The sequence below is a fragment of the Blautia sp. AM47-4 genome, from assembly GCF_003479865.1.
In the GTDB taxonomy this organism is placed as follows: domain Bacteria; phylum Bacillota; class Clostridia; order Lachnospirales; family Lachnospiraceae; genus Fusicatenibacter; species Fusicatenibacter saccharivorans.
Window position 1 is genome coordinate 26,790 of record NZ_QUHY01000006.1, and the last position, 22,822, is coordinate 49,611.

The window sequence follows — 22,822 nt, forward strand, 5'->3', positions numbered from 1 at the left end:
CCAATGAGCAGGATACTGGTTGTTTACTACTCTGTCTCCAATGGGAATACCAGAGAAATCGCACACCAGATGGCGGAGTACATAAAGGCAGATTTGGCTGAAATTTAGACAGTACCGGATGTACGGCTTTCCCTTCAGCTGAAGTGCATCTGGAAGAAACAGTATCCTCTGAGCCATCGGAAACAATAAAACCGGAGACTGATGCAGCCAGTGCCATCTCCTCTGGCGAGGAAAAATCGTCCATGAAAACAGGGATTATTGCAGAACAGATTCTGGAGGGCGAAACGGGGACGATCCATTACAGATATTATCTTCCGGTTCGAACCTGGACGGGGATGGGTTCCTATGCTGGACGCAGCTTCAGGAGGATATGATCGTTGTGTCTGCTCAGCTGACGGATTGGCATGATACGTCGGCTCGGCAGGCCATTGAGCTGACGGAATATTTCCTTGCTAACTTTTCTGTGGATGTGTCTCGGGTGTATGCTGCGGGCTATTCCGCTGGCGGGGAAACCATGTCCCAGGCAGTATCTATGCGCCCGGACCTCTATGCAGCCTATCTCCACGGAGCATCTCAGTGGGATGGGGACTATGCGCCCATTGCGGAAAATGGCACGGCTGTCTATATTTTTATGGCAGAACATGATGAGTATTATGGTTCCCAGCGGGCATGGAGTGCTTACAACAGTCTCCATGATGCCTATGAGGAAGCTGGATGGAGCGAGGAGCAGATCAGCAATGTTCTTCAGATCCAGACACCAAATGACGAATGGTTCGCTCAGCGGGGCGTTACCAGCAATTATCATGGCGGCGGCAATGTGGTTTTTGGGGAATATGATGTTTTAAACTGGGTCTTGTCTCACACCAAGGAGGAGAATGAATCATGAAGGTATTGCTTGTAAATGGCAGCCCTCACCGGGAAGGCTGCACCTATACAGCACTGTGTGCGGTGTCGGAGGCACTCAATCAGAACGGGATTGATACCGATACGTTCTGGATTGGCAATAAGCCGATTTCCGGCTGTATCGCCTGTCACAAGTGCAATGACCGCAATCGCTGCGTGTTTGAGGATACGGTAAACGATTTTTTGTCATTGGCAGAGGATTATGATGGCTTTGTATTTGGAACGCCGGTCCACTGGGCAGGAGCTGCCGGTGCAATCACTTCTTTTCTGGACCGTGCTTTTTATGCCGATTTAAACGGAGGCGGCAGACGATTCTATTTGAAACCTGTAGCGGCGATTATGTCGGCTAGACGAGCCGGAACGACGGCTACATGGGATCAGCTGAACAAGTATTTTGGTCTGATGCAGATGCCTATTATTACGTCTCGTTATTGGAACATGATGCATGGAACAACACCGCAGGAAGTAATGCAGGACCGTGAGGGCCTTGCGACTCTTCGAACACTGGGTCATAATATGGCTTATTATCTCAAGTGCAAAGAGGTAGGCAGCAAGCTGGTGCCTCTGCCCCCGGAAGAACCGTGGGAAATGACAAATTTCATTCGATAAGGAACCAATAAAGGATAGGAGGTCAACCCCAATGCAAAGCAAAACGATTGGAAAAATCATCGTGGATCTTGGCATGACCGTCCTTGCAAAAAAGAAGTGAGCATGATATAATATGGATAAGAAAGCAAAAGTCACCGCAATGGTGTGAAAATAGATTTTGGCTGTTTCCATAAGGAGTAGATCGAGAGGCGTTATCCTCAGTGGCTGAAAATACAGATGTGAGATGCTTGCAGCAAGCTATTTGTATAAGCCGAAAGGCCGCAGAAATGCGGCTTTTCCTAAATACGTGAGTTAGCCGAACCTAACGTATCAGCGTGCACGTGCTGATTAGATAAATCTAACTATAAAAGGAGAGACAGCAATGCGAGAACACAAGAATTTCTGGGACAGAAATGCAGGTCTGTATGACTGCTTTATGCGAAAAGACAGGGCAGTATACGAGAAAATGTATGAGCTGATCCGTCCGGTCGTGAAAGACAAAACAGTGCTGGAGGTGGCTACCGGAACGGGACTGATCGCCAAGCACATCGTAAAAGCAGCGGCACACATCGAGGCGACGGATGCCTCTCCGGAAATGATTACAGAGGCCAAACGGGGGAATTACTCTGCGAAGCTGCGTTTTTCCGTGCAGGATATGTTTTCTCTGCCATACGCGAGCAAATCATTCGATGTGGTAATCGTATCAAACGCACTGCACATTGTGCCTCAGCCAGAAAAATCATTGCGAGAGATCAAACGGGTGCTGAAGGATGACGGTGTGCTGATCGCGCCTACCTTTACGCACGCAGAAAACTCATTTCCCGGCAAGGTCAAAGCCTTTTTCATGAATCTGGCAGGCTTTCCTCTCCACAGCAAGTGGACGAGTGAAGAATACCTAAAATTTCTGCAACAGAATGATTGGACAGTGCGAAAAAGTGTTGTTCTAAAGGCCTCTTTTCCGCTGACCTATACGGAATGTGTGAAATCGGAGGTGTGATATGTCCTTCTTTGAAAACACCCGCAAGCCCGTAGGCTTTAGCGGAAAGATCATGGTTGCTATGATGAACTTTGGGCACAGCGCAATGGCAGCGTGGGGATTGCATTTTTTGCAGCCTGCCCCGGATGCCATGGTGCTGGACTGCGGCTGCGGCGGTGGAGCGAACATCAAAACGCTGCTGAAGCTGTGTCCCAAGGGCAAGGTGCAGGGCATCGACTATTCAGCAGTCAGTGTAGAAAAAGCGCGAAAGGTCAATGCAGGTGCCATTGCAGCAGGGCAGTGTACTGTGCAGCAGGCAAGTGTAGCAGAGTTGCCGTTTGAAGCGGAGCAGTTTGATGTAGTGACCGCATTTGAAACGGTCTATTTCTGGCCGGAACTTGCGCAGAATTTCAGAGAGGTCTATCGGGTGCTGAAGCCCGGCGGGACTTTTTTCATCTGTAACGAAGCAAACGGTGAAACAGCAAAAGACGACAAATGGACGCAAATCATTAACGGTATGACCATCTATACGGATGCTGATCTGAAAGTGTATCTGGAGCAAGCAGGCTTTGGCAGGGTTCAGAGTCACAAAAATAAAAAGGGCTGGCTGTGTGTCACAGCACAGAAATGAGGTGCGATCATGTCGAAAAGGCAACGGAATTTCAAAGAAAAGCAATGAGCTGGATGTACCGGGGCAAGGAAATCTTCAAGCCTTTGAACACCGGCTGGATCGACGAGAATGTTGCCTGCGTGCGCGAATGGGTGGCGAACATCTTCTTCTACCACAAAGGCGATACGACCATTATGGTCGATGCGGGATATAACTACGACCGCCTTGCCGAAAAAATGAGCTGGCTTGGGATTGATCCGAAGTCGATACACCATATCCTTATCACCCATCAGGACACCGACCATGTGGGTGCGGTGGAAGCAGACAGTCCGGGGCTGTTCCGGAATGCGAATCTGTACATCGGCGAGATCGAGAACCGGTATCTGATCGGAGAAACACGCCGCAAGGTTATTTATCATCTCTATAAGCTGCCGCAAGTGACCATCTACAACGAAAAGCAGCTGCTTCACGATGGAGAGGTCTTTGATATTGACAGCGTCAGGATCGAGTGTTTTCTGGTTCCTGGTCATACATGGGGACATATGGTCTACCTCATTGACGATAAGTACCTTTTTACCGGCGACACGCTGTGGTTTGGCGCGGACGGCGGCTACAGCTTCATTTCCTCGCTGGCGGAGGACAATAAGCTGGCTGTGCAGTCACTGGCGGAGCTGGAGCGGAAACTGCGCGCACGTGGGCTGCATCCATATTTCATCACCGGTCACACGGGATGGACGGACAATTTTGCCTTTGCGTTTGCCCACAAAGACAAGCACTGTTCACCATTCAAAAAACGAGTACATGACCCATCGGCACCCTATGATGCCTACGACGAATCGGACGACACCGAAGAAAATGCAAAGAGCGGTTTTCTGAAAGGCGTGGGAAGATGAGGGACAGCGAATTACAAATTGACCGTAGCTGCCATGTGCTATATTCCAAACCCTGCAAAAAGGAAATTCTGGCGAAAATCACTCTGCACTATCCGGAGGTGGAGCGCGAGGCGGTCTGGGAGCAGGTGCAGCTGAGATACGCAGAGCTTCTTTCCAAGTGGCGCACCGACCTCGGCGGTAAAAAGAATTTTCACAACGGCGTAGGCGGCACCTACGACTGCATCGCCATCATGAGCTATTATGTGGTCTGCAAAGCAATTACTTCGTTCCGTGAAATTGAAGAGATGGAGGAAAATCTGATCCTGCCGACCTTCCGCAAGCTGAAATTCGTGGACTGCAACAAGCCGTTCTGGAGGAAGCTGATGTACAGGGCGTTTGTTCGTGCGAAAAGCGGCTGCGACAAATGGCACGATTACGAGATGTCGGTTGCGCCTTACGAAAACGGCAAGCCTATTTATTATGAGTTTACGTCGTGTCCGGCGGCGGAGTTCGCCATCCGGCACGGTCTTACGGACATCATGCCCGCCCTGTGCAATGTGGACTATGCGTCCATGGAACTGCTCCATGCCAAGCTGGTGCGAACGACCACCTGCGTGGACGGCTGCCGATGCGACTACACCATCTGCGGCGATAAAGACCCGTACTTGAAGGGACATCCCGAATACCGGGATGAGGCGGGATTCAGGAGGAATCGGTAATGCTTTTACAGGTGATTTTGGAAGGCATCGGGCTGGGCGTTCTGCTCATTTTGGTTTGCGCCATCGGTATCTGCAAGGGCGCGGTGGGCATGGTGCATCTTTACAGCCAGGAGGTGCAGGAGCGGTGCGTAACGCTGGGACTTACAACACACGCGAAAATCAAGCGAAATGCTTTGATTTTTAAAGCTGTCTGCGTCCCCGGATACATCGCCTATGTGCTGGTCTGCGTCTATGCGCTCAACGGCGCAAAGGGCTTCGTTCAGGGCTTCTGGCAGCTGCTGGTCATACTGTCCGTTATGAATCTCATAGACCGATTTTGGGTTGACGGCTATTGGGTAGGACATACGAACGCATGGGAAATTCCGGGAACGGAAGACCTGAAACCCTACATTACAGCCAAGGATAAGGGCAAAAAGTGGCTGTTCGGCACAATTGGTATGGCGGTCATTTCGGCAGTACTGGCGGCGATTATGATGCTTTTTATGAAAATATGAGGTGATAGAAATGCTGCTTCAAACATATGGCGACAGGAGGAATCCTGCCGTGCTGTTCTTTCATGCAATGGGTGTGACAGGAGCGAGCAGCGAACCGATTGCGAGGTATTTGCAGGATCGATATTTCTGCATCTTGCCCACCTCCACCGTTTACTGCGAGGGGCAGAAATATGTCAGCAAGCAGGACGAAATACGGCAGGTGGAGGACTTTCTGCATCGACAGGGCGTGGAGCGGCTGGCGATGGTGGTCGCTTCTTCCATCGGTGCAGACCTTGCCATGGCGTTTCTGACGCAGACGAAGCTGCCTGTGGAGCACGCTTTCTTTGACGGCGGGCAGTTCGCCCAAATCGGAAAGGGCACGCGCCGTATCATGACGCCGTTTCTGTATTTTGCCATCAAGAGCCTATATTGGTCGAAGGGCGGTACGCTGAAAAAGATACTGTGGTGTGACGACGATTCCATAAAGTCGTATTTTATAGACGCTGGGAAAAATCTGACCTACACAAATTTGCGGCGACAGATTCTGGACAGCCTGGAGGATAAACCCTTTCCAGCACTTTCCGAAGAACTGCAAAAGCATCTCTATTTCGAGTTTGGCAGCATAGAAGATCATTTCAAATACCGTCAAGCGGTGATAGAAGCCTATCCCTGCGGCAATTATCCCGTATTTGAGGGATACGATCACATGCAATATCAGATTCGTGATCCGAAGGGCTTTGCTGAGATGCTGGCATTTATCGCTGAACAGGACGGTATGCCGAAGCTGCCGTTTATCAGAAAGTGAGAGGACCCGATATGAAATACAAAATCGAGAAAAACACCGTGCAGGAGACGTTGATCCTCCCGCTGTATTCACGGAAGCTGTGTACGGAGTTGTATCCGAACCTTTACCGGGACGAAACGGCGGTGCGTCTGATCGACCAGATCGACTACGACTTTTCAGAGGCAGAGAAAAATTCCCGCAGCCTGATGCAGCGTTTCGGTGCGCTGGAGGTCGCCATGCGGCAGAATGACCTTGCCTTTGAAGTGCAGGCGTACCTGAAAAATCACCCCTGCGCGGCAGTGGTCAATCTGGGCTGCGGGCTGGATAACACCGGTAGAGCCTGCGACAATGGCAGATACAAGATCTACAATCTGGATTTCCCGGATGTGATTGCCCTGCGGCAGCAGCTGCTGCCCGCCGGGGAGCGGGAGCAAAACATCCCCTGCAACCTGAAAGACCCCGCATGGTTTGACAAGATCGATGCCTCCGGCGGGGCGGTGTTCTTTGCCTCCGGGGTGTTCTATTACTTCCTGACGGAGCAGGTTCGGGAACTGGTGCAGGGGATGGCGGACGCTTTCCCAGGCGGAGTGCTGGTCTTTGATGCTGCCAACCGTACGGCGGTGAAGATGATCGCAAAAACATGGCTCAGAACGGCAAAAATCAAGGATGTAGGGCATATTTCGCGGTTTCGGATGCTCCCAAGGAGATTGGCGAGTGGGACAGCCGGTTACGGGTATCCAGCAGGGGCTATATGATGGGCTACAACGACCTGAAAGACCCTTCCGTCAGCGGCTTTTTCCGATTTCTCGCCAAGGTCGGGGACAACGGGATGAAAATGCAGATCGTGAAGATCGGATTTGGAGGCAAGCTATGAAAATTCTGGTATATGGTGCAGGCGTTCTGGGGTGCAATCTGGCAAGAAATCTGCTGCGCGCCGGAAAGGATGTCACTCTGCTTGCGCGGGAAAACTGGGCTGCGGAGATCAAGCAGAACGGCCTGCGGATCAAGGACAAATTTTCACTCCGCACCTCGGTCAGCCGCATTCCGGTGGTGACTGAACTTGCACCGGATGCAATGTACGATGTGATCTTTGTAGTCCTGCGCTATACACAGCTGGATTCCGTTCTGGACACGCTGCGGGTGAACCGGACGAAGAACATCGTTTTTGTGGGGAACAATGTGCAGGCGAGGGCGCAGGCGGCGGCACTGCCGGAAAAGAACGTCCTGTTTGCCTTTGCGCTTTCTGCCGGGCATCGGGAGGCTGACCGGGTGGTCTCCATCGACCTGAAAAAGATTACCATCGGGCAGCTGACGGGTGCAACCTCCAATAAACAGTTGATCGGGCGCATCTTCCATGGCACAAAATATAAGGTTGTTTACGAGCCGAACATGGAGGACTATCTGCTCTGCCATGCCGCGTTTGTGATGCCTGCGGCCTTCGCCTGCTATAAGACAGACGGCGACCTGAAAAAGCTCAGGGGAGATACCGCGTACCTGAACCGTGTGCTGGATGCCAACATCGAGGGATACCGCGCCATCCGAGATGCCGGGCACACCATTCTGCCCAAGGAGGATGCAGACTTTGAAGGGGAGAAATACCGCAAGACCTGCCTGCGCTTTTTCAAGCTGATGTGTGTCACCTCGCTGGGCAAGCTCTGCGCCTCCGACCACGCAATGAACGCCATCGATGAAATGAGTGCGCTGAACCGGGATCTCAAGAAATTTTTCGATGCGAACGGCGCAGCCTACCCAGTATGGCAGGCACTGGAAGCGGAAGCCGGGAGGTATCTGCAATGAAATACGCTGGAATGCCCTTTGGAATGTGGGCGTTGTTTGCCGGTTCCTTTCAAAAGCAGCTGATCGCGGTGCTGTGCTATGATGCAGACACTGCAAAAGCCATACAAAGATTTAAAACTGCGTGTGGGATGTCCGGCGATTTATCTTGCTCACTAACGTCCTTTTCATCAGAAAGGTCAAGTGCTGTACAGCGATGGCATCAATCCGCCGGATGGGATGTGTGGCGTTGCTTGGCAGGTGATTGCTCCCATGGTGCGTCAGTTATCCTTGGGGGAACTGGTTCAGCCGTCTGGCACTTGGCTCAATGATGATACGATTGGTGTGTTTGCATGTCCAGACGGCATCCGACCTGTTATTTTTCTCTTGGAGGCGGAGTAAGAAATGCAATGGGCAGACGGAAAGATTCGATGCCATTGGGTGAGCCCAACTAATACCACTTATCTGCGATACCATGACGAGGAATGGGGCAGACCGGTCCACGATGACCATATGCTGTTTGAAATGTTGATTTTGGAGAATTTTCAGGCAGGTCTCACCTGGGAATGTGTCTTAAATAAACGGGAAGCGTTTCGCCGTGCTTTTGATGGGTTTGATTTACGGAAAGTGGCATCTTATAGCGAAGAAAAATTGACGGCTCTGCAAGCTGACTCTGGAATCATCCGTAACCGGCTGAAAATACGAGCTGCAGTGGTCAACGCACAAGTGTTTCAAAAGATACAGCAAGAGTGGGGCAGTTTTGACCGATACTTATGGCATTGGACAGAGAAAAAAATCATCCAAGAAGTAGACAAGGTTAGCTCACCATTATCTGATGCCGTCTCAAAAGATTTGAAAAAGCGGGGCATGAAGTTTGTTGGGACCATAATCATCTATGCCTATTTGCAGGCGGTGGGAGTTATCAACTCTCATGAATCAGGTTGCTTCCTGAATCCTTTGCAGCAGTAGAGAATGCATAAAAAGCCGGGAAGTTGACTCAAATTGTCAATGCCTCCCGGCTATTATCATACAGATATTAATATAGTTAGAATCATGGTATATATTTCATTCCCCATTGGGAAATGGCGTAAAAGACCGGCAGCAGGTCACGACCTTTCTCAGTAAGGAAATATTCCACCCGCAAGGGCATCTCGTTGTATTGGATTCGCTGTATCAAATCATCGGCTTCCAACTCTTTGAGGGCATTTGTCAGCGCCGTATTTGTAATTGGCTTTAGCATCTTTTTCAGTTCCCCAAACCGCATAGGACACTTGATGCACAGTTCATAGAGAATTTGGAGTTTCCATTTGCCCTGCAGCATTTGAACCACCGGCGTGACCGGGCAGTTTCCCTCGCCGGTTAGAATGACACTGCCAACCTTTTCTTTGAATTCTTCATAAGTCATAATTGGATCGTTCCTCGTCTTTTGCAGTATATTTTTTGATACCAGGTATAAATAATTTGCGTACTTGAACAAAAATTGCTATCAGATATAATAAATATATCACTGGTTGGCCATACAGTCAACGACTGAAATCTCTTAGAAAGGTCTGAATTTTATGAAAGAACTGAACATTATGGAGGCTACTGTTCTGACCTCCCCCAATCCGCTGACACTGATCTGCTCTAAAAAGGAGGATGGTTCTACGAACCTGGCTCCCATTTGCTTTGTGTCTTACCTCTCCTTCAATCCGCCTATGGTGGCTTCGCCACTGGCAAACAGTCCCACACCGGCAAGCGTGTGCGTGAGACCGGCAAAGTCGTCGTCACTGTTCCCGGCGAGAGTCTGGCTGGCGCAGTAATGGCCTGCGGAGCATCTACCGGAGCCGAGACCGACAAGGCGGCCGCCAACAACATCGAGATGATGGCTGTGGAGGGCAGCGACATCCAGATTCCGGCGGACACCCGGCTGGCGATGGTGGCTACCTTGCAGCAGTCGGTGGAGGTGGGCGACCATATCCTGCACATCTGTCAGGTGGACAAGTTCCTGGGCGATGAGGACAAGAAGGGCCTGTATGCCTGGAACGGCTTCGGGAAAGTTGCACCTGCGGCAGAAGGCTAAATCTTAAAACGGTAAGGAGGCATCAGCGGTGGCTGTTTGTATTAAATTGAGTGGATCGTCATTGGGACTGAGACCGGACATAGGAAGGGCAAAGCCGTATCGAAACCGGAATGGGTGTGGAACCTGACACATCAGGCCCATGCGCTTGGCATCCCTGTATTTATGAAAGAAGATCTGCTACCTATCATGGGAGAGGCACAGATGGTACAAGAATTTCCCACGGCTTTTTACCGGGTATTGGAGGAACAAAAGACATGGCAGAAGTAAAAGAGAGCGGCATTCTGATTCAGGATGTAGAAACCAAAAATATTATGACAAAATCCACCCTGCCGGTGGGAGGCTATTCCGTCAATCCTTATGTGGGCTGTACCCATGGCTGCAAATACTGCTACGCCTCGTTTATGAAGAGATTTACCGGGCACACCGAACCGTGGGGTACATTCCTGGATGTGAAACATTGGCCGGCAATCAAAAATCCGCAAAAATACAAAGGGCAGCGCGTAGTCATCGGTTCAGTGACCGATGGATATCTGCCCCAGGAGGCTCAGTTTCAGAACACCCGAAAGCTTCTTGAACAGCTCCGGGGCAGTGAGGCAGAAATTCTCATCTGTACCAAGTCAGACTTGGTAATCCGTGACATCGACCTCCTGAAAGAACTGGGAAAGGTCACGGTTTCCTGGTCGATCAATACGTTGGACGAGGATTTCAAAAACGATATGGACAATGCCGTCAGCATTAAGCGACGGCTGGATGCCATGAAGCAGGTTTATGACGCAGGTATCCGCACCGTATGCTTTATCGCTCCGGTTTTTCCCGGTATCACGGATTTTGAGGCTATCTTCCATCAGGTCAGAAATCAGTGCGACCTGGTGTGGCTGGAAAATCTAAACCTGCGAGGCGGATTCAAAAAAGACATCCTTGACTATATACGTAAAAAACATCCTGACTTGGTTCCGCTGTACAACGCTATCTACAACAAGAGAGACAGAAGCTACTTCCGTGGTTTGGAGGATCAAGCGGAACGGCTGGCGAAAGAAAACAGCTGTCCCTTCGTGGACAACGAGCTGCCCTACGGCCGGGCAGAGCCTGGGCACCCGGTCATTGTGGATTACTTTTACCATGAGGAAGTGCGTGGCTCGGAAAACACTGGGAGACGCAACCCCAAAAAATAATTTGTGAAATAAATGGGTTCTGACATGGAGCTGTGCTTCAATGTCAGAACCTTTTTTAGCACTGTTTACCCATTCAGAAGTTTTCTTATCCCTCTTGGAAGGACTTGTACTCCGTCCATTGTTTTTCGATTTTCCCCGCTCTACAATGTAGACAGAACGATTAAATGATAGGGGTTTATCAAGTTTTACATAAAATTATATTACCGGTAAGCATACGATGAGCAGATGTTTTTTATTGCCTTTCGAGTATAGATACGTTAAAATATACTTATTAAGCATGATGAATTTGGGAGGTATTTTTCGTGGAAATTAGAGTTCTTCGATATTTTCTGACTGTAGTAAGGGAAGAAAGTATCACAAAAGCCTCAGAAGTTTTACATATCACGCAGCCGACACTTTCACGTCAGCTTGCACAGATGGAGGAAGATATTGGTGTAAAGCTGTTTGATAGAGGGACACGGAAAATCAAATTGACAAATGAAGGAATACTTCTTCGCCGTCGTGCGGAAGAAATTTTGCAGCTTGTAGATAAGACAGAAAAAGAATTAGTGGAGCAAGAGGAACAGGTGGAAGGTAAAATTTCCATTGGGTGTGGAGAAATTGCTGCTGTACAACTTCTTCCTAAAATAATTGAGTCCTTTCGTCGGAAATATCTCCGTGTTACTTTTGACATTTTTACAGCCACAGCAGATTTGGTAAAGGAACAAATGGAGAAGGGACTACTGGATATTGGTTTGCTTCTTGAGCCGGTTGATATGGAAAAATATGAATTTATTCGCTTGAATATAAGGGAAAAATGGGTGGTTCTGATGAAATCGGATGATCCACTCTCCAAGAAAGAAACGGTAAGCGCAAAAGATTTGTCTGTACTGCCTTTGATTCTTCCTAGGCGTATGAATGTGCAGAGTGAGTTGGCAAGTTGGTTTGGTAACTACTATGAGAAACTGGATATTGTTTTTACCAGCAATTTAAGTACGAACAGCGCAATTATGGTGAATGGAGGCTTGGCATATTCATTGGTGATTGAAGGGGCTGTACCGTTCTGGAATCAATCAAAGGTTACATTCAGACCGCTTGATCCGCCACTTACAGCAACAAGTGTATTAGCATGGAAACGTGGTCAGCCGTTTAGCTTAGCAACCACAAAATTCATCAAACATATTCAATGCTTTTTAGGCATGGACAAACCATAAAAACTAAGTATTTGATATAATTCAATTAGAAAATTATAATATAGGTGTAGAGATAAAGCAAACAGCTTTAATTTCTGCACCTATATTTTTTATTGAGGAGGGAGTGCCATTTCATGAAACCGGATTATGATTCCCGTATAAACGCCGGATTAAGCAAAGAAGAAATCGCAAAAATTTCAGGATGCGAAGATCAAGAAATGCAGATAAGGATGTTGCGAAAATATCGGTACAAATTGCTTGATGAGGTACATGAAAAGCAGCAGTCACTTGATGCAATCGATTATATGATCTGTAAAACAAAAAAATAACAATAAGAGGAGGAAAAGGCGTGAATCAGCAAACAACTCTGTTTTCAAACGAGAAGTTGATGGCTATGATTATTCCCCTGTTTTTAGAGCAGCTGCTGATAATGCTTGTAGGGATGGCGGACACACTGGTGGTCAGCTACGCAGGAGAAGCGGCAGTATCCGGTGTTTCACTGGTAAATCAGTTCAATACTATTTTTATTTATCTGTTTACAGCATTGGCATCTGGAGGGGCGGTTGTGATCAGCCAGTATATTGGTAGAAAGAAAAATGATGACGCTGGAGAATCCGCCAGTCAGCTTCTTTCATTTTCTGCGATTTTTTCCATACTGATCGCAGTGATGGTTCTAATTGGAAATGAAGGGATGCTTCGTCTGATGTTCGGTAAAGTGGAAGATTCTGTGATGCACTCTTGTATTACATACCTTAGGATTTCTGCATATTCCTATCCGGCATTGGCGGTTTACAATGCTGGCGCTGCCCTTTTTCGCAGTATTGGAAAAACCAGTGTGACCATGTATTTGTCGGTAATTTCCAATATCATCAATGTTATTGGAAATTTCATTGGTGTATTTGTTTTGCGTGCAGGTGTTGCAGGTGTTGCATACCCTTCACTGATCGCTCGGACATTTTCAGCCGTGATGATTACAGTACTTTGTTTTCAGAGAAAAAATGAAGTGTTCTATCGCTGCAAGTGGATTTTCCGGTGGAATGTGGATTTCATGAAACAAATTCTAAAAATCGCTATTCCAAATGGGATGGAAAACGGTATATTCCAGTTAGTCAAAGTAGCATTAAGCGGTATCGTTGCACTTTTTGGAACATATCAGATTGCTGCAAATGGTGTTGCACAAAGTATCTGGTCATTGGCTGCGCTGGCGGGAGTCGCTATGGGTCCCGTATTTATAACGGTCATTGGACAGTGTATGGGAAATGGGAATGCAGATGCTGCGGAGCATTATTTTAAGAGATTGACAAGAATCACATTGCTGATTTCATCGGCATGGAATCTTTTGATTTTTCTTCTGACTCCATTCTTTATGAAATTTTATGCTTTGCAGCCGGAGACCAAACGGCTTGTAATCTGGCTGGTTTTAATCCATAACGTGTTTAATGCAGCAGCATATCCCTTTTCCGGTGCGCTTAGTAATGGGCTGCGGGCAGCGGGTGATGTGAAATTTACCATGTATGTTTCGGTTATCTCCACGATAGCGGTGCGTCTGCTTTTATCATGGCTCTTGGGAATTGTTTTGAAAATGGGCGTGATCGGGATTGCTATTGCAATGGTTTGTGACTGGAGCATTCGGGCGGTCATTTTCTTCTGGAGGCAGAAGTCCGGAAAATGGAAAACATTTCAGGTGATATAGATTCATTTATAATAAGTTCAATATCGGTATATTATGCCTTATGGTCTTAGCAAGTTTTGCCGTTTTGCTGTGAATGTGTGGGAGGTCAATCCTGCTGGAAAAGCTGATGAACAGGTTGCCAGAGAAGGGCTTTCCTGTATGGAAGTTTGGATGAAAGAACTGGGACTTACAATGAATCTCCATGAGTTGGGGGCAACAGAAGAAATGTTACATGGTATTGCAAATGGAACCATCATCATGGAAGGTGGATATAAGGTGTTGAATCATGATGAGGTATTGGAGATTTTGAAGAACAGTTTGTAAGCATTCAAGTAGGAGCTTTTATAACGATAATATAATAGAAAAAGGCAAGTGCTGTGAAAGAAATTTTTCTTTGATGTTGCTTGTCTTTTTTTAATTCATCACTTGACATTGTGGCAAAGAAATCCTGAAAGGGGACGAGTAGAAAAAAGAGCAGCTGCATGAGCAGGAAGAAGAAAATAGACAGAGCAGTTGATGATGTGGAATGTCCGGTGCAGTGTGGGTGTAATGCTCATGCTACACCGGACTTTTTTCGAAAATGATTTTTAATAATGTTGATTTTCAACTACTTTTAACTCAAATATTGCATCTTAACTTAAAAAGAGTTAAGATTGCAAGTAATGACATGGAATATCTCGATAAAGTTCCTGGAGTCAAGAATCAAAGTGTTTTTAAAGAAGCTTATGTTATGGGATATTTTATTTACTAATGTTGATTTTCAACTGCTGGACGAATGGGAGGGGTGCTTCATGCCGTTGCAAATGATCAGAAACGATATTACAAAAATGAACGTTGACGCAATCGTCAATGCTGCCAACACGTCCCTTTTGGGCGGCGGCGGTGTGGACGGCTGCATTCATCGTGCGGCCGGACCGGAACTGCTTGCAGAATGCAGTACGCTGCATGGCTGCGAAACCGGCAGTGCAAAAATTACAAAGGGATACCGCCTGCCCTGCAAATATGTGATCCATGCAGTCGGTCCGCGCTGGAGGGATGGCAGGCATCGGGAGCAGGAGCTTCTGGAATCCTGTTATCGGACATCTTTGAATCTGGCGAAAGAAAATGGCTGTCAGTCTGTAGCTTTCCACTGATTTCTTCCGGTGTTTACGGCTATCCAAAAGACCAGGCTCTGAAGGTTGCAGTCGATACCATCAGCGAATTTCTGCTGGAAAACGAGATGATGGTCTATATCGTTATTTTTGACCGAAAGACATATCAGATTAGCGGAAAGCTGTTTGATGACATCGCAGTGTACATAGATGACAGGTATGTGGAAGAACATACCGACAGGAGGGCAGAACAGAGTCGGTGTTCCGAAGCATGGCAAGAGGAATCCTGCTTTGAAGCTGCATCTGTCCCGCTGCCGCCCGAAGCAATCTGTAAATCCTGCAGCAGTCAGTCTCTGGAAGAGGCGCTGGGGCAGATGGATGAGAGCTTTTCAGAAATGCTGCTTCGAAAGATTGAGGAAAGCGGTATGACGGATGCATAGTGCTACAAGAAAGCAAATATTGACAGAAAGCTCTTCTCAAAAATCCGTTCGGATAGATTCTATAAGCCATCCAAACCTACGGTGCTGGCATTTGCCCTCGCTTTGGAGCTACCGCTTGCCCAGATGCAGGAGATGCTCGGCAAGGCAGGATTCACATTGTCCCATTCAAGTAAATTTGACATCATTGTAGAATATTTTGTCGAACGGGGAAACTATAATGTGTATGAAATTAACGAGGCACTGTTTGCCTTTGACCAGAGTCTGATCGGAGCATAAGAACAAAGAAATGTCGCTTTCCATGCGACCACTCCACAAAAGAAAATCGCTATACTATGACTGTAAGGTACAAAACCGAGCAGCCATATGCGCGTGTAATGAGCCAAAGTTCGAGCTTGCTCGAAACCTTGGCGAATACCGCGACAGCGAGCCCGCAAGGGCGAGATCTTTTTGGAGGAGGACAAGCATATGAGAAAGAATTTAACAGGGATCGTTTTTATCTTAGACCGCAGCGGTTCCATGAACGGACTGGAACGGGACACCATCGGCGGATTCAATTCTATGATTGAGCAGCAGAAAAAAGCAGAGGGCGAAGCATTGATCTCAACGGTACTGTTTGACAATGTGAGTGAAGTCCTGCACGACCGTGTAGATGTAAAGAAAATCCGACCGATGACCGACCGGGATTATACAGTTCGCGGATGCACAGCGCTCTTAGATGCCATCGGCGGTGCGATTCATCACATTGGAAATGTTCATAAGTATGCAAGACCGGAGGATGTACCGGAACACACCATGTTCGTAATCACTACGGACGGAATGGAAAATGCCAGCCGCCGGTACAACAGCGAAAAAGTGAGGCAGATGATCGAGCGGCAGAAAGCGAAATACGGTTGGGAGTTTTTGTTCCTCGGTGCTAATATTGACGCGGTAGAGACCGCAAGCCAGTTCGGAATCGGTGCAGACCGTGCAGTCAACTATCAGTGCGACAGCGAAGGAACTGCGTTGAATTATGAGGTGGTCAGCGAAGCAATCAGCTCTGTCCGGTGCAGTGCCCCGTTGAACGCAGACTGGAAAAAACGTATAGATGAGGATTATAAAAAACGTGGAGGAAAATAGAAATATGCAGGCGTATACCTACGTTTCAAAAGGAAAATTCGAATTAAGAGAGAAGCCAAAACCGACCCTGATGCAGGAGCGGGATGCTATTGTCAAAGTGACACTCGCCAGCATTTGCTCCAGCGATCTGCATATCAAACATGGCAGCGTTCCGCGGGCAGTACCCGGGATCACGGTTGGCCATGAGATGGTGGGGATTGTGGAAGAGGTTGGAAAGGCAGTTACCAAGGTAAAACCGGGAGACCGGGTGACAGTAAACGTGGAGACCTTCTGCGGTGAATGCTTTTTCTGCAAGAAAGGGTATGTGAATAACTGTACAGATGAAAATGGCGGTTGGGCGCTGGGCTGCCGGATTGATGGCGGCCAGGCGGAATATGTGCGTGTGCCCTTTGCAGATCAGGGACTGAATAAGATTCCGGATGGCGTTACAGATCGACAGGCATTGCTGGTGGGCGATGTTCTGGCTACCGGTTACTGGGCAGCGCGTATTTCAGAGATCTCAGAGCAGGACACGGTGCTGATCATCGGAGCCGGCCCCACCGGTATCTGTACCCTGCTTTCGGTAATGCTGAAAAAACCAAGACGGATTATTGTGTGTGAAAAGGATAAAAATCGTCTGCAGTTTATCCGACAGCATTATCCGGAGATTTTGTTGGTTTCTCCGGAGAAGTGTGAAGCGTTTGTACGGGCAAACAGCGATCATGGGGGAGCTGACGTTGTGCTGGAGGTTGCGGGGGCGGAAGCTACTTTCCGTCTGGCCTGGGAATGCGCGAGACCAAATGGTCTGGTGACGGTGGTTGCTCTTTATGATCAGGCACAGATCCTGCCGCTTCCGGATATGTATGGAAAAAATCTTACCTTTAAAACCGGAGGGGTGGATGGCTGTGACTGTGAAGAAACATTACGGTTGATTGCAGAGAGAAAACTGAACACAGAGCCGCTTATCACCCACACCTATCCCTTAGAAAGGATAGAGGAAGCTTATGAACTCTTTGAAGGTAAGAGAGATGGTGTAATTAAGGTAGCAGTAGAATGCTAAAAGAAGATATAGATAATTCCAATCATTAATGTACTATATATGATCAATCAGCCGAAGCGAGGAATAAACTTACGGATGAGGAAAAACGGTTAATGCAGTGCTTTTGAGGGGCAAACTTTCGTGCATTCATAGCAGAGAATACACTCTGTTCCGTTTTTCCGCTTGCGGGTTTCCTTATTAACCTCCACGTTCATGGGGCAGACCTGCAGACACTTCCTGCAATGGACACACTTATCCTCATCACAGTGGACGCGCAGAAGAGAGAAATAGCTCATAGGTTTGAGAAAAACCGTAATGGGACACAGGTACTTGCAGAATGCCCGGTTATCTTGAAACAGGAAGGCGAACACAATACCGACAAGGTAATAAAGCGCATTTCCGGCCAGGAAAAGCCAGAACATGATTTGCTCCAGATGTGCCACCTGCATCAGAAACAGCCCAGACACCAACGCCAGAGACAGAAGAAACATCACATAGCGAAGGAAGCCCAGCTTTTCTTTTCGTGGCTTCTGCGGCTGATTGTAGGGCAGAAAGTCCAGCACCATAGCTGTCCAGCAGGCGTAACCGCACCAGCCACGCCCAAAAAGCAACGGTCCGAAAATTTTTGCAACCGCGTAGTGGATAGTTGCTGCTTCGAAAACGCCGAGAAACAGGTAGTACCAGAACCCTTCGATCTGCATATTTTCACGGGAAATCACGCCAAGGTACAGCAACATATAGCTGCCCACCGCCAACTGGACGAAATGCCGGGCATACCGTTTCCCGGCGGTAAACAGTGCCGTTCCAAGCCCAAGGCAGGCTCCGATGTAGCTGAAATTCAGCAGATAGAAAAAATTGTCCTTTGTGAGCCACAGCGTAACTGCCACTGCTTCAAACAGCAGAAACAGCAGCATAGATGGCACGTATTTGTGAAGTCTGTTTGGGATTTTCGTCATCTCTTTGATCCTCTGCTTTCTTATTTTTTCTCAATGCACGGACTGCCAGGCCGGTGCAAGAGCGTGTCTGGTATCTTAGCATAAGTATAGCAGAGAAATAAAAAAATAGTAATCAGATTCTTATAAAACATCTGCAAAAAAAGTGAAACGACTACAGGCGCAGACGGTTATGACCGCCTGCGCCTGTAATCGTTTGGAGTCATGCCAGACTGTTTTTAAAAGCTGTCTGGAAATGGCCTGGACTGGAAAAGTTTGATGTATTCCTATGCATAGGGTATAATGTCTTTAGAAAAAAAGATATGATTACGAAAACAAAATATTCCGCAAACATGATAGAGAAAGTAGGTATGCTATGAAAAGAAAAATTATGATTGCTGCAGTGGCAGCTGCTGTGATTTTTGCGGTGATTGCGATCCTTTCCGTTTTGGCGCAGACACCGGCATTAATCTGAGAAATCGAAATGATCTGCTGTGAAATTTCCGGCGGATCATGGAAGGATGGGAAAACTGGCGTTTCGCAAATGATTTTGGCTACTTTCATACAAAAAAATACTTTGAATATCAAGAAATCTATGCTACACTGATACTGCATGACAAAATAAAAGAAAGTGGGGATTGGAGTATGAGTGGTCTGTTTCGTGCTCTTCATCGGACAAAAGTGTTTCGAAATCTGACGGAGCAGGAGTTTGCATGGGTTTTATATGATGTGGGAAATTCGGCATTTATTATGCTTGCCTGTTCGCTGATTCCGATCTGGTTTAAGAGTCTGGCAATCGGTACAGGGCCGGGAAAAATCAGTTCGGATCAGGCGACGGCGTATTATTCGATTGCCATTTCAATTGTTACGGTGGTGGTGGCACTGATCGGTCCTGTCTGCGGTGTGCTGGCGGATCGTAAGGATAAGAAAAAGATCTTTTTTACCACAACGGCAGGTCTTGGCATCACAGGATGTGTGCTGAATGGCGTTGCGACGAGCTGGGTGCTGTTTCTGGTCATTTATATTGTGACAAGAGTCTGCTATAATGCATCGCTGACGATTTACGATTCCATGCTGAATGACGTGACGACGGAGGAACGTATGGATGAGGTATCCTCCTATGGCTATGCGTGGGGATACCTGGGATCCTGCATTCCGTTTCTTGTAGCACTGATTGCTTACGTGTTGGGGCCGGATATGGTCGGGGTGCTGCCGGATTTTGTCTCTAAGATGATTGGCTTTTGCGTGACGGCTCTCTGGTGGCTGGTGGTGACGCTGCCGTTGCTGAAGGAGTATCGGCAGAAGAATTACGTGGAAATGAGAACGGTTACCGTCGGTCAGACATTTGGAAAAATATTCAGAACCCTGAAAAAAATCGCAGTTTCGGACCGGAAAGTATTTTTCTTTCTGATTGGATTCTTTCTCTATATTGATGGGGTTGGAACTATCATTGACAACTGCATCAACATCGGAACCGATCTGAATCTGAATACGGTCGGACAGGTTGTTTTCCTGCTTGCCACGCAGGTTGTCGCTTTTGGAGGATCTCTGTTTTTTGCAAAATTGTCGCGGAAAAAAGACACGGTATCCCTGATTCTGATCTGTATCGCAGGCTATTTTGTCATCTGCCTCTATGCGCTGACACTGCGGACGCTGGTGCACTTTGCGATTCTGGCATTTGGAGTGGGATGCTTTCAGGGATCAATTCAGTCGTTGTCGCGGTCGTATTATTCCAAAATTATTCCGGCGGAGAATTCGGGAGAATATTTTGGCATCTACGATATTTTTGCCAAGGGCGCTTCCTTCCTTGGATCTGTAGTCATTGCAGTTGTAAAGCTGGCGGGAGGAACGATCAACGTAGCGGTTGCATGTCTGGCGGTTTTCTTTGCGCTTGGATTTGTTTTTCTGAAAATTGCAGACCATCAGCCGATGGCGGGTGAAAAATAAAAGATACACAGCATAAAAAATCTCAAAACCAGGAGAACAAGAGCAACTGGTTTTGAGATTTTTTGTTTTTGACTCCGGGGTTTCACAAAGAGAGGTTACGTGTTACGATAATCAGTGAGTCGGGCTGCCGGGAATGTGGCTGCCTGAAAAAAGCACAGACAGGCCAGATCCGGAAAGCCGGAAGAGTCGATCACAAGGATGCGTTTCTGGACACCGAGGAGCTGCACATTGGTACCAGACCCCATTACACTTCTATCTGCAGACCCCGATTGCACAGATTCATGATTACAGCATGGCGCAGTTTGAGCATTGGACGAAAGAAACATTCTCTGCCAATTTTCGCAAAATGCTGACGCTGGAACAATACCGCGATTCAAAACTTGCGCAGCTTCATCATGATTATCTGGCGGGCGGACCATTGAAATATATGGCGGTGATTTTTCGTAAGCTGGCGGATTCTGATGAAACGGCCATGCAGCTGGCGTTGGAGTTTTATCTGTGACAAGAACCCGGAAGCTTTTGAAAAATTTGAAGCCGCATTCCCCAAAAAGGAAAAGCTGAAACTGCTGGGGCAGCTGTTCTGATTCGAGCGATAAAGTTTGGCAGCAGAACGATGCTGAGGGGTAAGCAGGTGTGTGATAAAAGGAGAACAGGACAATGGGGGAATCCCGTGTCCTGTTTTTTTGCCCCTGAAAAGTGGAAATTTCCTATCCCCTCTGCATACAATACAGGTAGAGTATCTTTTCAAACCCGTTCAGAAAGGATGATCATTATGACGAAAGGCATTGTAAAAATAAAGAAAAACCGTGCATTTGTAGAGCAGCAGAACGGCGAGGTGGAAGTGGCTTCCGGGCAGTATGTGTATCTGAAAGTGGAAAATTGCTGGATTCCGGTGGTGGTGCGGTATTCGGCGCGGAGGAAGAAGTGGTATTTTAAGTATCTCGAGGAAATCCCGGTCTGCGGGCAGAAGGTGTTGCTGAAGGCGTAGCCGGTAAAGGGCGTTTCACGTATGTTTAACATGTGTTTAATCTTTCTGAGTCAGAAATTCATTATGCAGCTCCTGGATTCTGCGCTGTTCGGCAGCTTCCTGTTTTTCACGCTCCGATCAATACGAAGATCCCGCAAGCAGAGCGCAGATCAGCGTCAGACCGAAAACAAGAAGAAAAGAATAAAGATATGGATGACCGGGATGATTTTCATGATTCATAGGAAGCCTGGCTTTCTGAATGTAAAATTCGTAGATAAGGATTTTCTGTGTCTAAAATTCAGTATAGCAAACGGAATTTTTCGCGTCAATGGAAAGGATTGGTTTCTCGATTTCCAAATTCATCATTTACGCCGTCCCCAAAGTCTGCTAAGATAAAGAAAACTTGTTACCAAACGAGAAAACAGGAGTGATTTACATTGAAAAAGATCTTATTTATCGCAACCGGCGGCACAATCGCTTCGAAGAAGACGGAAAATGGTCTGACTCCGCAGATTACGCCGGAGGAGTTATTGTCTTATATTCCGGAGGTGGAAGGCCTCTGTGAGATTACGGCGGTGAATCCGTTTAATCTGGACAGCTCGAATGTGGTTCCGGAGAACTGGAGCACGCTGGTGAAAGTGGCGAAGGAGCATTACGAGGATTACGACGGTTTCGTCATCGCGCACGGAACTGATACGATGGCGTACACCGCGGCGGCGCTTTCCTATATGATTCAGAATTCGGAAAAGCCGATCGTCATCACCGGAGCACAGCGGCCGATCAATTTGGATATCACGGATGCAAAGACAAACCTGTCCGACAGCTTTTATTACGCCTGTGATGATGCATCCCAGGGTGTGCAGATTGTGTTCGACGGAAAAGTCATCGCGGGAACGCGCGCGAAGAAGGTGCGGACGAAGAGCTACAATGCCTTTTCCAGCATCGATTTCCCGTACCTTGCGGTAATACAGGACCGCCGGATTCTGCGGTATCTGCCGATGCTGCCGTATGAAAAGCCGGTTCGTTTTTATGAAAACTTAAGCGATAACGTTTTTCTCTTGAAACTGATCCCGGGAATCAGCCCGGTATTGCTTCCGGCGATTTTTGAGCACTACGATGCGATCATTGTGGAGAGCTTCGGTGTCGGCGGTATTCCGGCGAGCATCAAGGAGCCGTTTTACGAGCTCTGCCAGAAGTACCCGGAAAAACTCATCATCATGTGTACCCAGGTTTCTCACGAGGGAAGCGATATGACCGTCTATGAAGTCGGCCATGAGATGAAAACCCTGTGCAACATTCTCGAGTCATACGATATGACCCCGGAGGCAGTCGCAACTAAAACCATGTGGCTTCTCGGCAACCGTCCGGATGATCATGAGAGCCGGGAAAAAGCATTCTATAAACCGATCAACTACGATACGGTCTGGAAATAAGAAAAAGAAAGACGGCAAAAAGGCTGTCACGGTCCGCAGGAAAGAAATGTTTCTGCTGGCTGTGAACGCCTCTTTTTCTTTTTGAGGAAAAAGAAATTTTCT

Annotated in this window: 32 protein-coding genes and 1 pseudogene; 31 read left to right on the forward strand and 2 right to left on the reverse strand. The window is 47.6% G+C overall.

Going from position 1 to position 22,822, the window contains the following annotated elements; translation table 11 throughout:
• The first annotated feature begins 3 nt into the window (after window positions 1-3).
• The 15 genes and pseudogenes from DW965_RS19295 (at window position 4) to DW965_RS05595 (ending at window position 8,667) form a co-directional block, all read left to right on the forward strand.
• A complete protein-coding gene (locus DW965_RS19295) occupies window positions 4-108 on the forward strand; it encodes a flavodoxin family protein (RefSeq protein ID WP_117760438.1) in 105 nt (34 codons plus the stop codon).
• A gap of 134 nt (window positions 109-242) precedes the next feature.
• The gene (locus tag DW965_RS20380) at window positions 243-374 is read left to right on the forward strand and encodes a hypothetical protein (protein WP_256372848.1); all 132 of its coding nucleotides are present in this window, start codon (window positions 243-245) and stop codon (window positions 372-374) included.
• Window positions 375-379: 5 nt separating this feature from the next.
• Window positions 380-886 (forward strand): prolyl oligopeptidase family serine peptidase, encoded by a 507-nt coding sequence (locus tag DW965_RS05540; RefSeq protein ID WP_243036429.1) that lies wholly within the window; start codon window positions 380-382, stop codon window positions 884-886.
• Window positions 883-1,512, forward strand: a complete 630-nt coding sequence (locus DW965_RS05545; RefSeq protein ID WP_118601185.1) for a flavodoxin family protein — start codon at window positions 883-885, stop codon at window positions 1,510-1,512. The genes DW965_RS05540 and DW965_RS05545 overlap by 4 nt, the downstream gene beginning before the upstream one ends.
• Window positions 1,513-1,873: 361 nt before the next feature.
• On the forward strand, window positions 1,874-2,488 hold the full coding sequence (locus tag DW965_RS05550) for a class I SAM-dependent methyltransferase (protein WP_117760435.1): 615 nt from the start codon (window positions 1,874-1,876) through the stop codon (window positions 2,486-2,488).
• A gap of 1 nt (window position 2,489) precedes the next feature.
• A complete protein-coding gene (locus DW965_RS05555) occupies window positions 2,490-3,098 on the forward strand; it encodes a class I SAM-dependent methyltransferase (RefSeq protein WP_117760434.1) in 609 nt (202 codons plus the stop codon).
• Entirely contained in the window at window positions 3,095-3,970 is an 876-nt protein-coding gene (locus DW965_RS05560; RefSeq protein ID WP_118601186.1) for an MBL fold metallo-hydrolase, read from the forward strand. Before DW965_RS05555 ends, DW965_RS05560 begins: the two co-directional genes overlap by 4 nt.
• Window positions 3,967-4,668 carry an L-2-amino-thiazoline-4-carboxylic acid hydrolase gene (locus tag DW965_RS05565; protein ID WP_055267104.1) on the forward strand — a complete coding sequence of 234 codons (702 nt, stop codon included), beginning with the start codon at window positions 3,967-3,969 and terminating at the stop codon, window positions 4,666-4,668. Before DW965_RS05560 ends, DW965_RS05565 begins: the two co-directional genes overlap by 4 nt.
• Window positions 4,668-5,162 carry a hypothetical protein gene (locus DW965_RS05570; RefSeq protein WP_118601187.1) on the forward strand — a complete coding sequence of 165 codons (495 nt, stop codon included), beginning with the start codon at window positions 4,668-4,670 and terminating at the stop codon, window positions 5,160-5,162. The genes DW965_RS05565 and DW965_RS05570 overlap by 1 nt, the downstream gene beginning before the upstream one ends.
• Window positions 5,163-5,211: 49 nt before the next feature.
• Window positions 5,212-5,946 (forward strand): alpha/beta fold hydrolase, encoded by a 735-nt coding sequence (locus DW965_RS05575; RefSeq protein WP_243036430.1) that lies wholly within the window; start codon window positions 5,212-5,214, stop codon window positions 5,944-5,946.
• Window positions 5,947-5,957: 11 nt separating this feature from the next.
• Complete coding sequence (locus DW965_RS05580) at window positions 5,958-6,680, forward strand: class I SAM-dependent methyltransferase (RefSeq protein WP_330420934.1); 723 nt, start codon at window positions 5,958-5,960, stop codon at window positions 6,678-6,680.
• On the forward strand, window positions 6,677-6,799 hold the full coding sequence (locus DW965_RS20915) for a hypothetical protein (RefSeq protein ID WP_330420935.1): 123 nt from the start codon (window positions 6,677-6,679) through the stop codon (window positions 6,797-6,799). The genes DW965_RS05580 and DW965_RS20915 overlap by 4 nt, the downstream gene beginning before the upstream one ends.
• Window positions 6,796-7,722: a ketopantoate reductase family protein gene (locus DW965_RS05585; RefSeq protein WP_118601189.1), complete on the forward strand. Its 927-nt coding sequence runs from the start codon at window positions 6,796-6,798 to the stop codon at window positions 7,720-7,722. The genes DW965_RS20915 and DW965_RS05585 overlap by 4 nt, the downstream gene beginning before the upstream one ends.
• Window positions 7,723-7,896: 174 nt before the next feature.
• Window positions 7,897-8,100: pseudogene (locus DW965_RS22470) on the forward strand (TIGR04076 family protein); the annotation flags it as partial.
• Between the two features lie 3 nt (window positions 8,101-8,103).
• The gene (locus DW965_RS05595) at window positions 8,104-8,667 is read left to right on the forward strand and encodes a DNA-3-methyladenine glycosylase I (RefSeq protein WP_055218321.1); all 564 of its coding nucleotides are present in this window, start codon (window positions 8,104-8,106) and stop codon (window positions 8,665-8,667) included.
• An 82-nt stretch (window positions 8,668-8,749) separates the two neighbouring features.
• Here DW965_RS05595 and DW965_RS05600 read toward each other — a convergent pair whose 3' ends face one another.
• The gene (locus DW965_RS05600; RefSeq protein ID WP_055218319.1) at window positions 8,750-9,103 is read right to left on the reverse strand and encodes a winged helix-turn-helix transcriptional regulator; all 354 of its coding nucleotides are present in this window, start codon (window positions 9,101-9,103) and stop codon (window positions 8,750-8,752) included.
• A 154-nt stretch (window positions 9,104-9,257) separates the two neighbouring features.
• Between DW965_RS05600 and DW965_RS19770 the strand changes: the two genes are divergently transcribed.
• The 12 genes from DW965_RS19770 to DW965_RS05650 all read left to right on the forward strand — a co-directional run bounded on the left by DW965_RS19770 (window position 9,258) and on the right by DW965_RS05650 (window position 17,462).
• Complete coding sequence (locus DW965_RS19770; protein WP_243036432.1) at window positions 9,258-9,500, forward strand: hypothetical protein; 243 nt, start codon at window positions 9,258-9,260, stop codon at window positions 9,498-9,500.
• Entirely contained in the window at window positions 9,440-9,760 is a 321-nt protein-coding gene (locus tag DW965_RS19775) for a flavin reductase (protein ID WP_243036440.1), read from the forward strand. Before DW965_RS19770 ends, DW965_RS19775 begins: the two co-directional genes overlap by 61 nt.
• 254 nt (window positions 9,761-10,014) lie before the next feature.
• The gene (locus tag DW965_RS05615) at window positions 10,015-10,932 is read left to right on the forward strand and encodes a radical SAM mobile pair protein B (protein ID WP_118601191.1); all 918 of its coding nucleotides are present in this window, start codon (window positions 10,015-10,017) and stop codon (window positions 10,930-10,932) included.
• Window positions 10,933-11,234: 302 nt separating this feature from the next.
• Window positions 11,235-12,125 (forward strand): LysR family transcriptional regulator, encoded by an 891-nt coding sequence (locus DW965_RS05620; RefSeq protein WP_119198133.1) that lies wholly within the window; start codon window positions 11,235-11,237, stop codon window positions 12,123-12,125.
• 113 nt (window positions 12,126-12,238) lie between these two features.
• A complete protein-coding gene (locus DW965_RS05625) occupies window positions 12,239-12,433 on the forward strand; it encodes a DUF4224 domain-containing protein (protein ID WP_022462481.1) in 195 nt (64 codons plus the stop codon).
• Window positions 12,434-12,453: 20 nt separating this feature from the next.
• Window positions 12,454-13,797, forward strand: coding sequence for an MATE family efflux transporter (locus tag DW965_RS05630; RefSeq protein WP_118601192.1), 1,344 nt, complete (start codon window positions 12,454-12,456; stop codon window positions 13,795-13,797).
• Between the two features lie 138 nt (window positions 13,798-13,935).
• Complete coding sequence (locus tag DW965_RS20920; protein WP_022462483.1) at window positions 13,936-14,100, forward strand: oxidoreductase Fe-dependent alcohol dehydrogenase family; 165 nt, start codon at window positions 13,936-13,938, stop codon at window positions 14,098-14,100.
• Between the two features lie 467 nt (window positions 14,101-14,567).
• Window positions 14,568-14,909 carry a macro domain-containing protein gene (locus tag DW965_RS22475; protein ID WP_330420936.1) on the forward strand — a complete coding sequence of 114 codons (342 nt, stop codon included), beginning with the start codon at window positions 14,568-14,570 and terminating at the stop codon, window positions 14,907-14,909.
• 86 nt (window positions 14,910-14,995) lie between these two features.
• Entirely contained in the window at window positions 14,996-15,307 is a 312-nt protein-coding gene (locus tag DW965_RS22480; RefSeq protein WP_330420937.1) for a hypothetical protein, read from the forward strand.
• Window positions 15,308-15,430: 123 nt separating this feature from the next.
• Window positions 15,431-15,583: a hypothetical protein gene (locus DW965_RS22485; protein WP_330420938.1), complete on the forward strand. Its 153-nt coding sequence runs from the start codon at window positions 15,431-15,433 to the stop codon at window positions 15,581-15,583.
• A 189-nt stretch (window positions 15,584-15,772) separates the two neighbouring features.
• Window positions 15,773-16,423, forward strand: a complete 651-nt coding sequence (locus tag DW965_RS05645; RefSeq protein WP_118718948.1) for a vWA domain-containing protein — start codon at window positions 15,773-15,775, stop codon at window positions 16,421-16,423.
• Window positions 16,424-16,427: 4 nt separating this feature from the next.
• The gene (locus DW965_RS05650; protein WP_118718950.1) at window positions 16,428-17,462 is read left to right on the forward strand and encodes an alcohol dehydrogenase; all 1,035 of its coding nucleotides are present in this window, start codon (window positions 16,428-16,430) and stop codon (window positions 17,460-17,462) included.
• Window positions 17,463-17,551: 89 nt separating this feature from the next.
• Here DW965_RS05650 and DW965_RS05655 read toward each other — a convergent pair whose 3' ends face one another.
• Window positions 17,552-18,388 carry a 4Fe-4S binding protein gene (locus tag DW965_RS05655; RefSeq protein ID WP_055218396.1) on the reverse strand — a complete coding sequence of 279 codons (837 nt, stop codon included), beginning with the start codon at window positions 18,386-18,388 and terminating at the stop codon, window positions 17,552-17,554.
• 630 nt (window positions 18,389-19,018) lie between these two features.
• Here DW965_RS05655 and DW965_RS05660 point away from each other — a divergent pair.
• The 4 genes from DW965_RS05660 (at window position 19,019) to DW965_RS05685 (ending at window position 22,720) form a co-directional block, all read left to right on the forward strand.
• Window positions 19,019-20,320 (forward strand): MFS transporter, encoded by a 1,302-nt coding sequence (locus DW965_RS05660; protein WP_117760423.1) that lies wholly within the window; start codon window positions 19,019-19,021, stop codon window positions 20,318-20,320.
• Window positions 20,321-20,453: 133 nt separating this feature from the next.
• Window positions 20,454-20,822 (forward strand): hypothetical protein, encoded by a 369-nt coding sequence (locus tag DW965_RS19785; RefSeq protein WP_226906283.1) that lies wholly within the window; start codon window positions 20,454-20,456, stop codon window positions 20,820-20,822.
• Window positions 20,823-21,092: 270 nt separating this feature from the next.
• Complete coding sequence (locus DW965_RS05675) at window positions 21,093-21,308, forward strand: hypothetical protein (protein ID WP_022462490.1); 216 nt, start codon at window positions 21,093-21,095, stop codon at window positions 21,306-21,308.
• Window positions 21,309-21,724: 416 nt separating this feature from the next.
• A complete protein-coding gene (locus tag DW965_RS05685) occupies window positions 21,725-22,720 on the forward strand; it encodes an asparaginase (protein ID WP_117509129.1) in 996 nt (331 codons plus the stop codon).
• Window positions 22,721-22,822 lie beyond the last annotated feature (102 nt).

Excerpts from the sequence above, each read along its gene's own strand:
- DW965_RS19295 (WP_117760438.1), top strand. The coding sequence starts at position 4 with ATGAGCAGGATACTGGTTGTTTACTACTCTGTCTCCAATGGGAATACC.
- DW965_RS20380 (WP_256372848.1), top strand. The coding sequence starts at position 243 with ATGAAAACAGGGATTATTGCAGAACAGATTCTGGAGGGCGAAACGGGG.
- DW965_RS05545 (WP_118601185.1), top strand. The coding sequence starts at position 883 with ATGAAGGTATTGCTTGTAAATGGCAGCCCTCACCGGGAAGGCTGCACC.
- DW965_RS05550 (WP_117760435.1), top strand. The coding sequence starts at position 1,874 with ATGCGAGAACACAAGAATTTCTGGGACAGAAATGCAGGTCTGTATGAC.
- DW965_RS05555 (WP_117760434.1), top strand. The coding sequence starts at position 2,490 with ATGTCCTTCTTTGAAAACACCCGCAAGCCCGTAGGCTTTAGCGGAAAG.
- DW965_RS05560 (WP_118601186.1), top strand. The coding sequence starts at position 3,095 with ATGAGGTGCGATCATGTCGAAAAGGCAACGGAATTTCAAAGAAAAGCA.
- DW965_RS05565 (WP_055267104.1), top strand. The coding sequence starts at position 3,967 with ATGAGGGACAGCGAATTACAAATTGACCGTAGCTGCCATGTGCTATAT.
- DW965_RS05570 (WP_118601187.1), top strand. The coding sequence starts at position 4,668 with ATGCTTTTACAGGTGATTTTGGAAGGCATCGGGCTGGGCGTTCTGCTC.
- DW965_RS05580 (WP_330420934.1), top strand. The coding sequence starts at position 5,958 with ATGAAATACAAAATCGAGAAAAACACCGTGCAGGAGACGTTGATCCTC.
- DW965_RS20915 (WP_330420935.1), top strand. The coding sequence starts at position 6,677 with ATGATGGGCTACAACGACCTGAAAGACCCTTCCGTCAGCGGCTTTTTC.
- DW965_RS05585 (WP_118601189.1), top strand. The coding sequence starts at position 6,796 with ATGAAAATTCTGGTATATGGTGCAGGCGTTCTGGGGTGCAATCTGGCA.
- DW965_RS05595 (WP_055218321.1), top strand. The coding sequence starts at position 8,104 with ATGCAATGGGCAGACGGAAAGATTCGATGCCATTGGGTGAGCCCAACT.
- DW965_RS05600 (WP_055218319.1), bottom strand. The coding sequence starts at position 9,103 with ATGACTTATGAAGAATTCAAAGAAAAGGTTGGCAGTGTCATTCTAACC.
- DW965_RS19770 (WP_243036432.1), top strand. The coding sequence starts at position 9,258 with ATGAAAGAACTGAACATTATGGAGGCTACTGTTCTGACCTCCCCCAAT.
- DW965_RS05615 (WP_118601191.1), top strand. The coding sequence starts at position 10,015 with ATGGCAGAAGTAAAAGAGAGCGGCATTCTGATTCAGGATGTAGAAACC.
- DW965_RS05625 (WP_022462481.1), top strand. The coding sequence starts at position 12,239 with ATGAAACCGGATTATGATTCCCGTATAAACGCCGGATTAAGCAAAGAA.
- DW965_RS20920 (WP_022462483.1), top strand. The coding sequence starts at position 13,936 with ATGGAAGTTTGGATGAAAGAACTGGGACTTACAATGAATCTCCATGAG.
- DW965_RS22475 (WP_330420936.1), top strand. The coding sequence starts at position 14,568 with ATGCCGTTGCAAATGATCAGAAACGATATTACAAAAATGAACGTTGAC.
- DW965_RS22480 (WP_330420937.1), top strand. The coding sequence starts at position 14,996 with ATGATGGTCTATATCGTTATTTTTGACCGAAAGACATATCAGATTAGC.
- DW965_RS22485 (WP_330420938.1), top strand. The coding sequence starts at position 15,431 with ATGCAGGAGATGCTCGGCAAGGCAGGATTCACATTGTCCCATTCAAGT.
- DW965_RS05645 (WP_118718948.1), top strand. The coding sequence starts at position 15,773 with ATGAGAAAGAATTTAACAGGGATCGTTTTTATCTTAGACCGCAGCGGT.
- DW965_RS05650 (WP_118718950.1), top strand. The coding sequence starts at position 16,428 with ATGCAGGCGTATACCTACGTTTCAAAAGGAAAATTCGAATTAAGAGAG.
- DW965_RS05660 (WP_117760423.1), top strand. The coding sequence starts at position 19,019 with ATGAGTGGTCTGTTTCGTGCTCTTCATCGGACAAAAGTGTTTCGAAAT.
- DW965_RS19785 (WP_226906283.1), top strand. The coding sequence starts at position 20,454 with ATGTGGCTGCCTGAAAAAAGCACAGACAGGCCAGATCCGGAAAGCCGG.
- DW965_RS05675 (WP_022462490.1), top strand. The coding sequence starts at position 21,093 with ATGACGAAAGGCATTGTAAAAATAAAGAAAAACCGTGCATTTGTAGAG.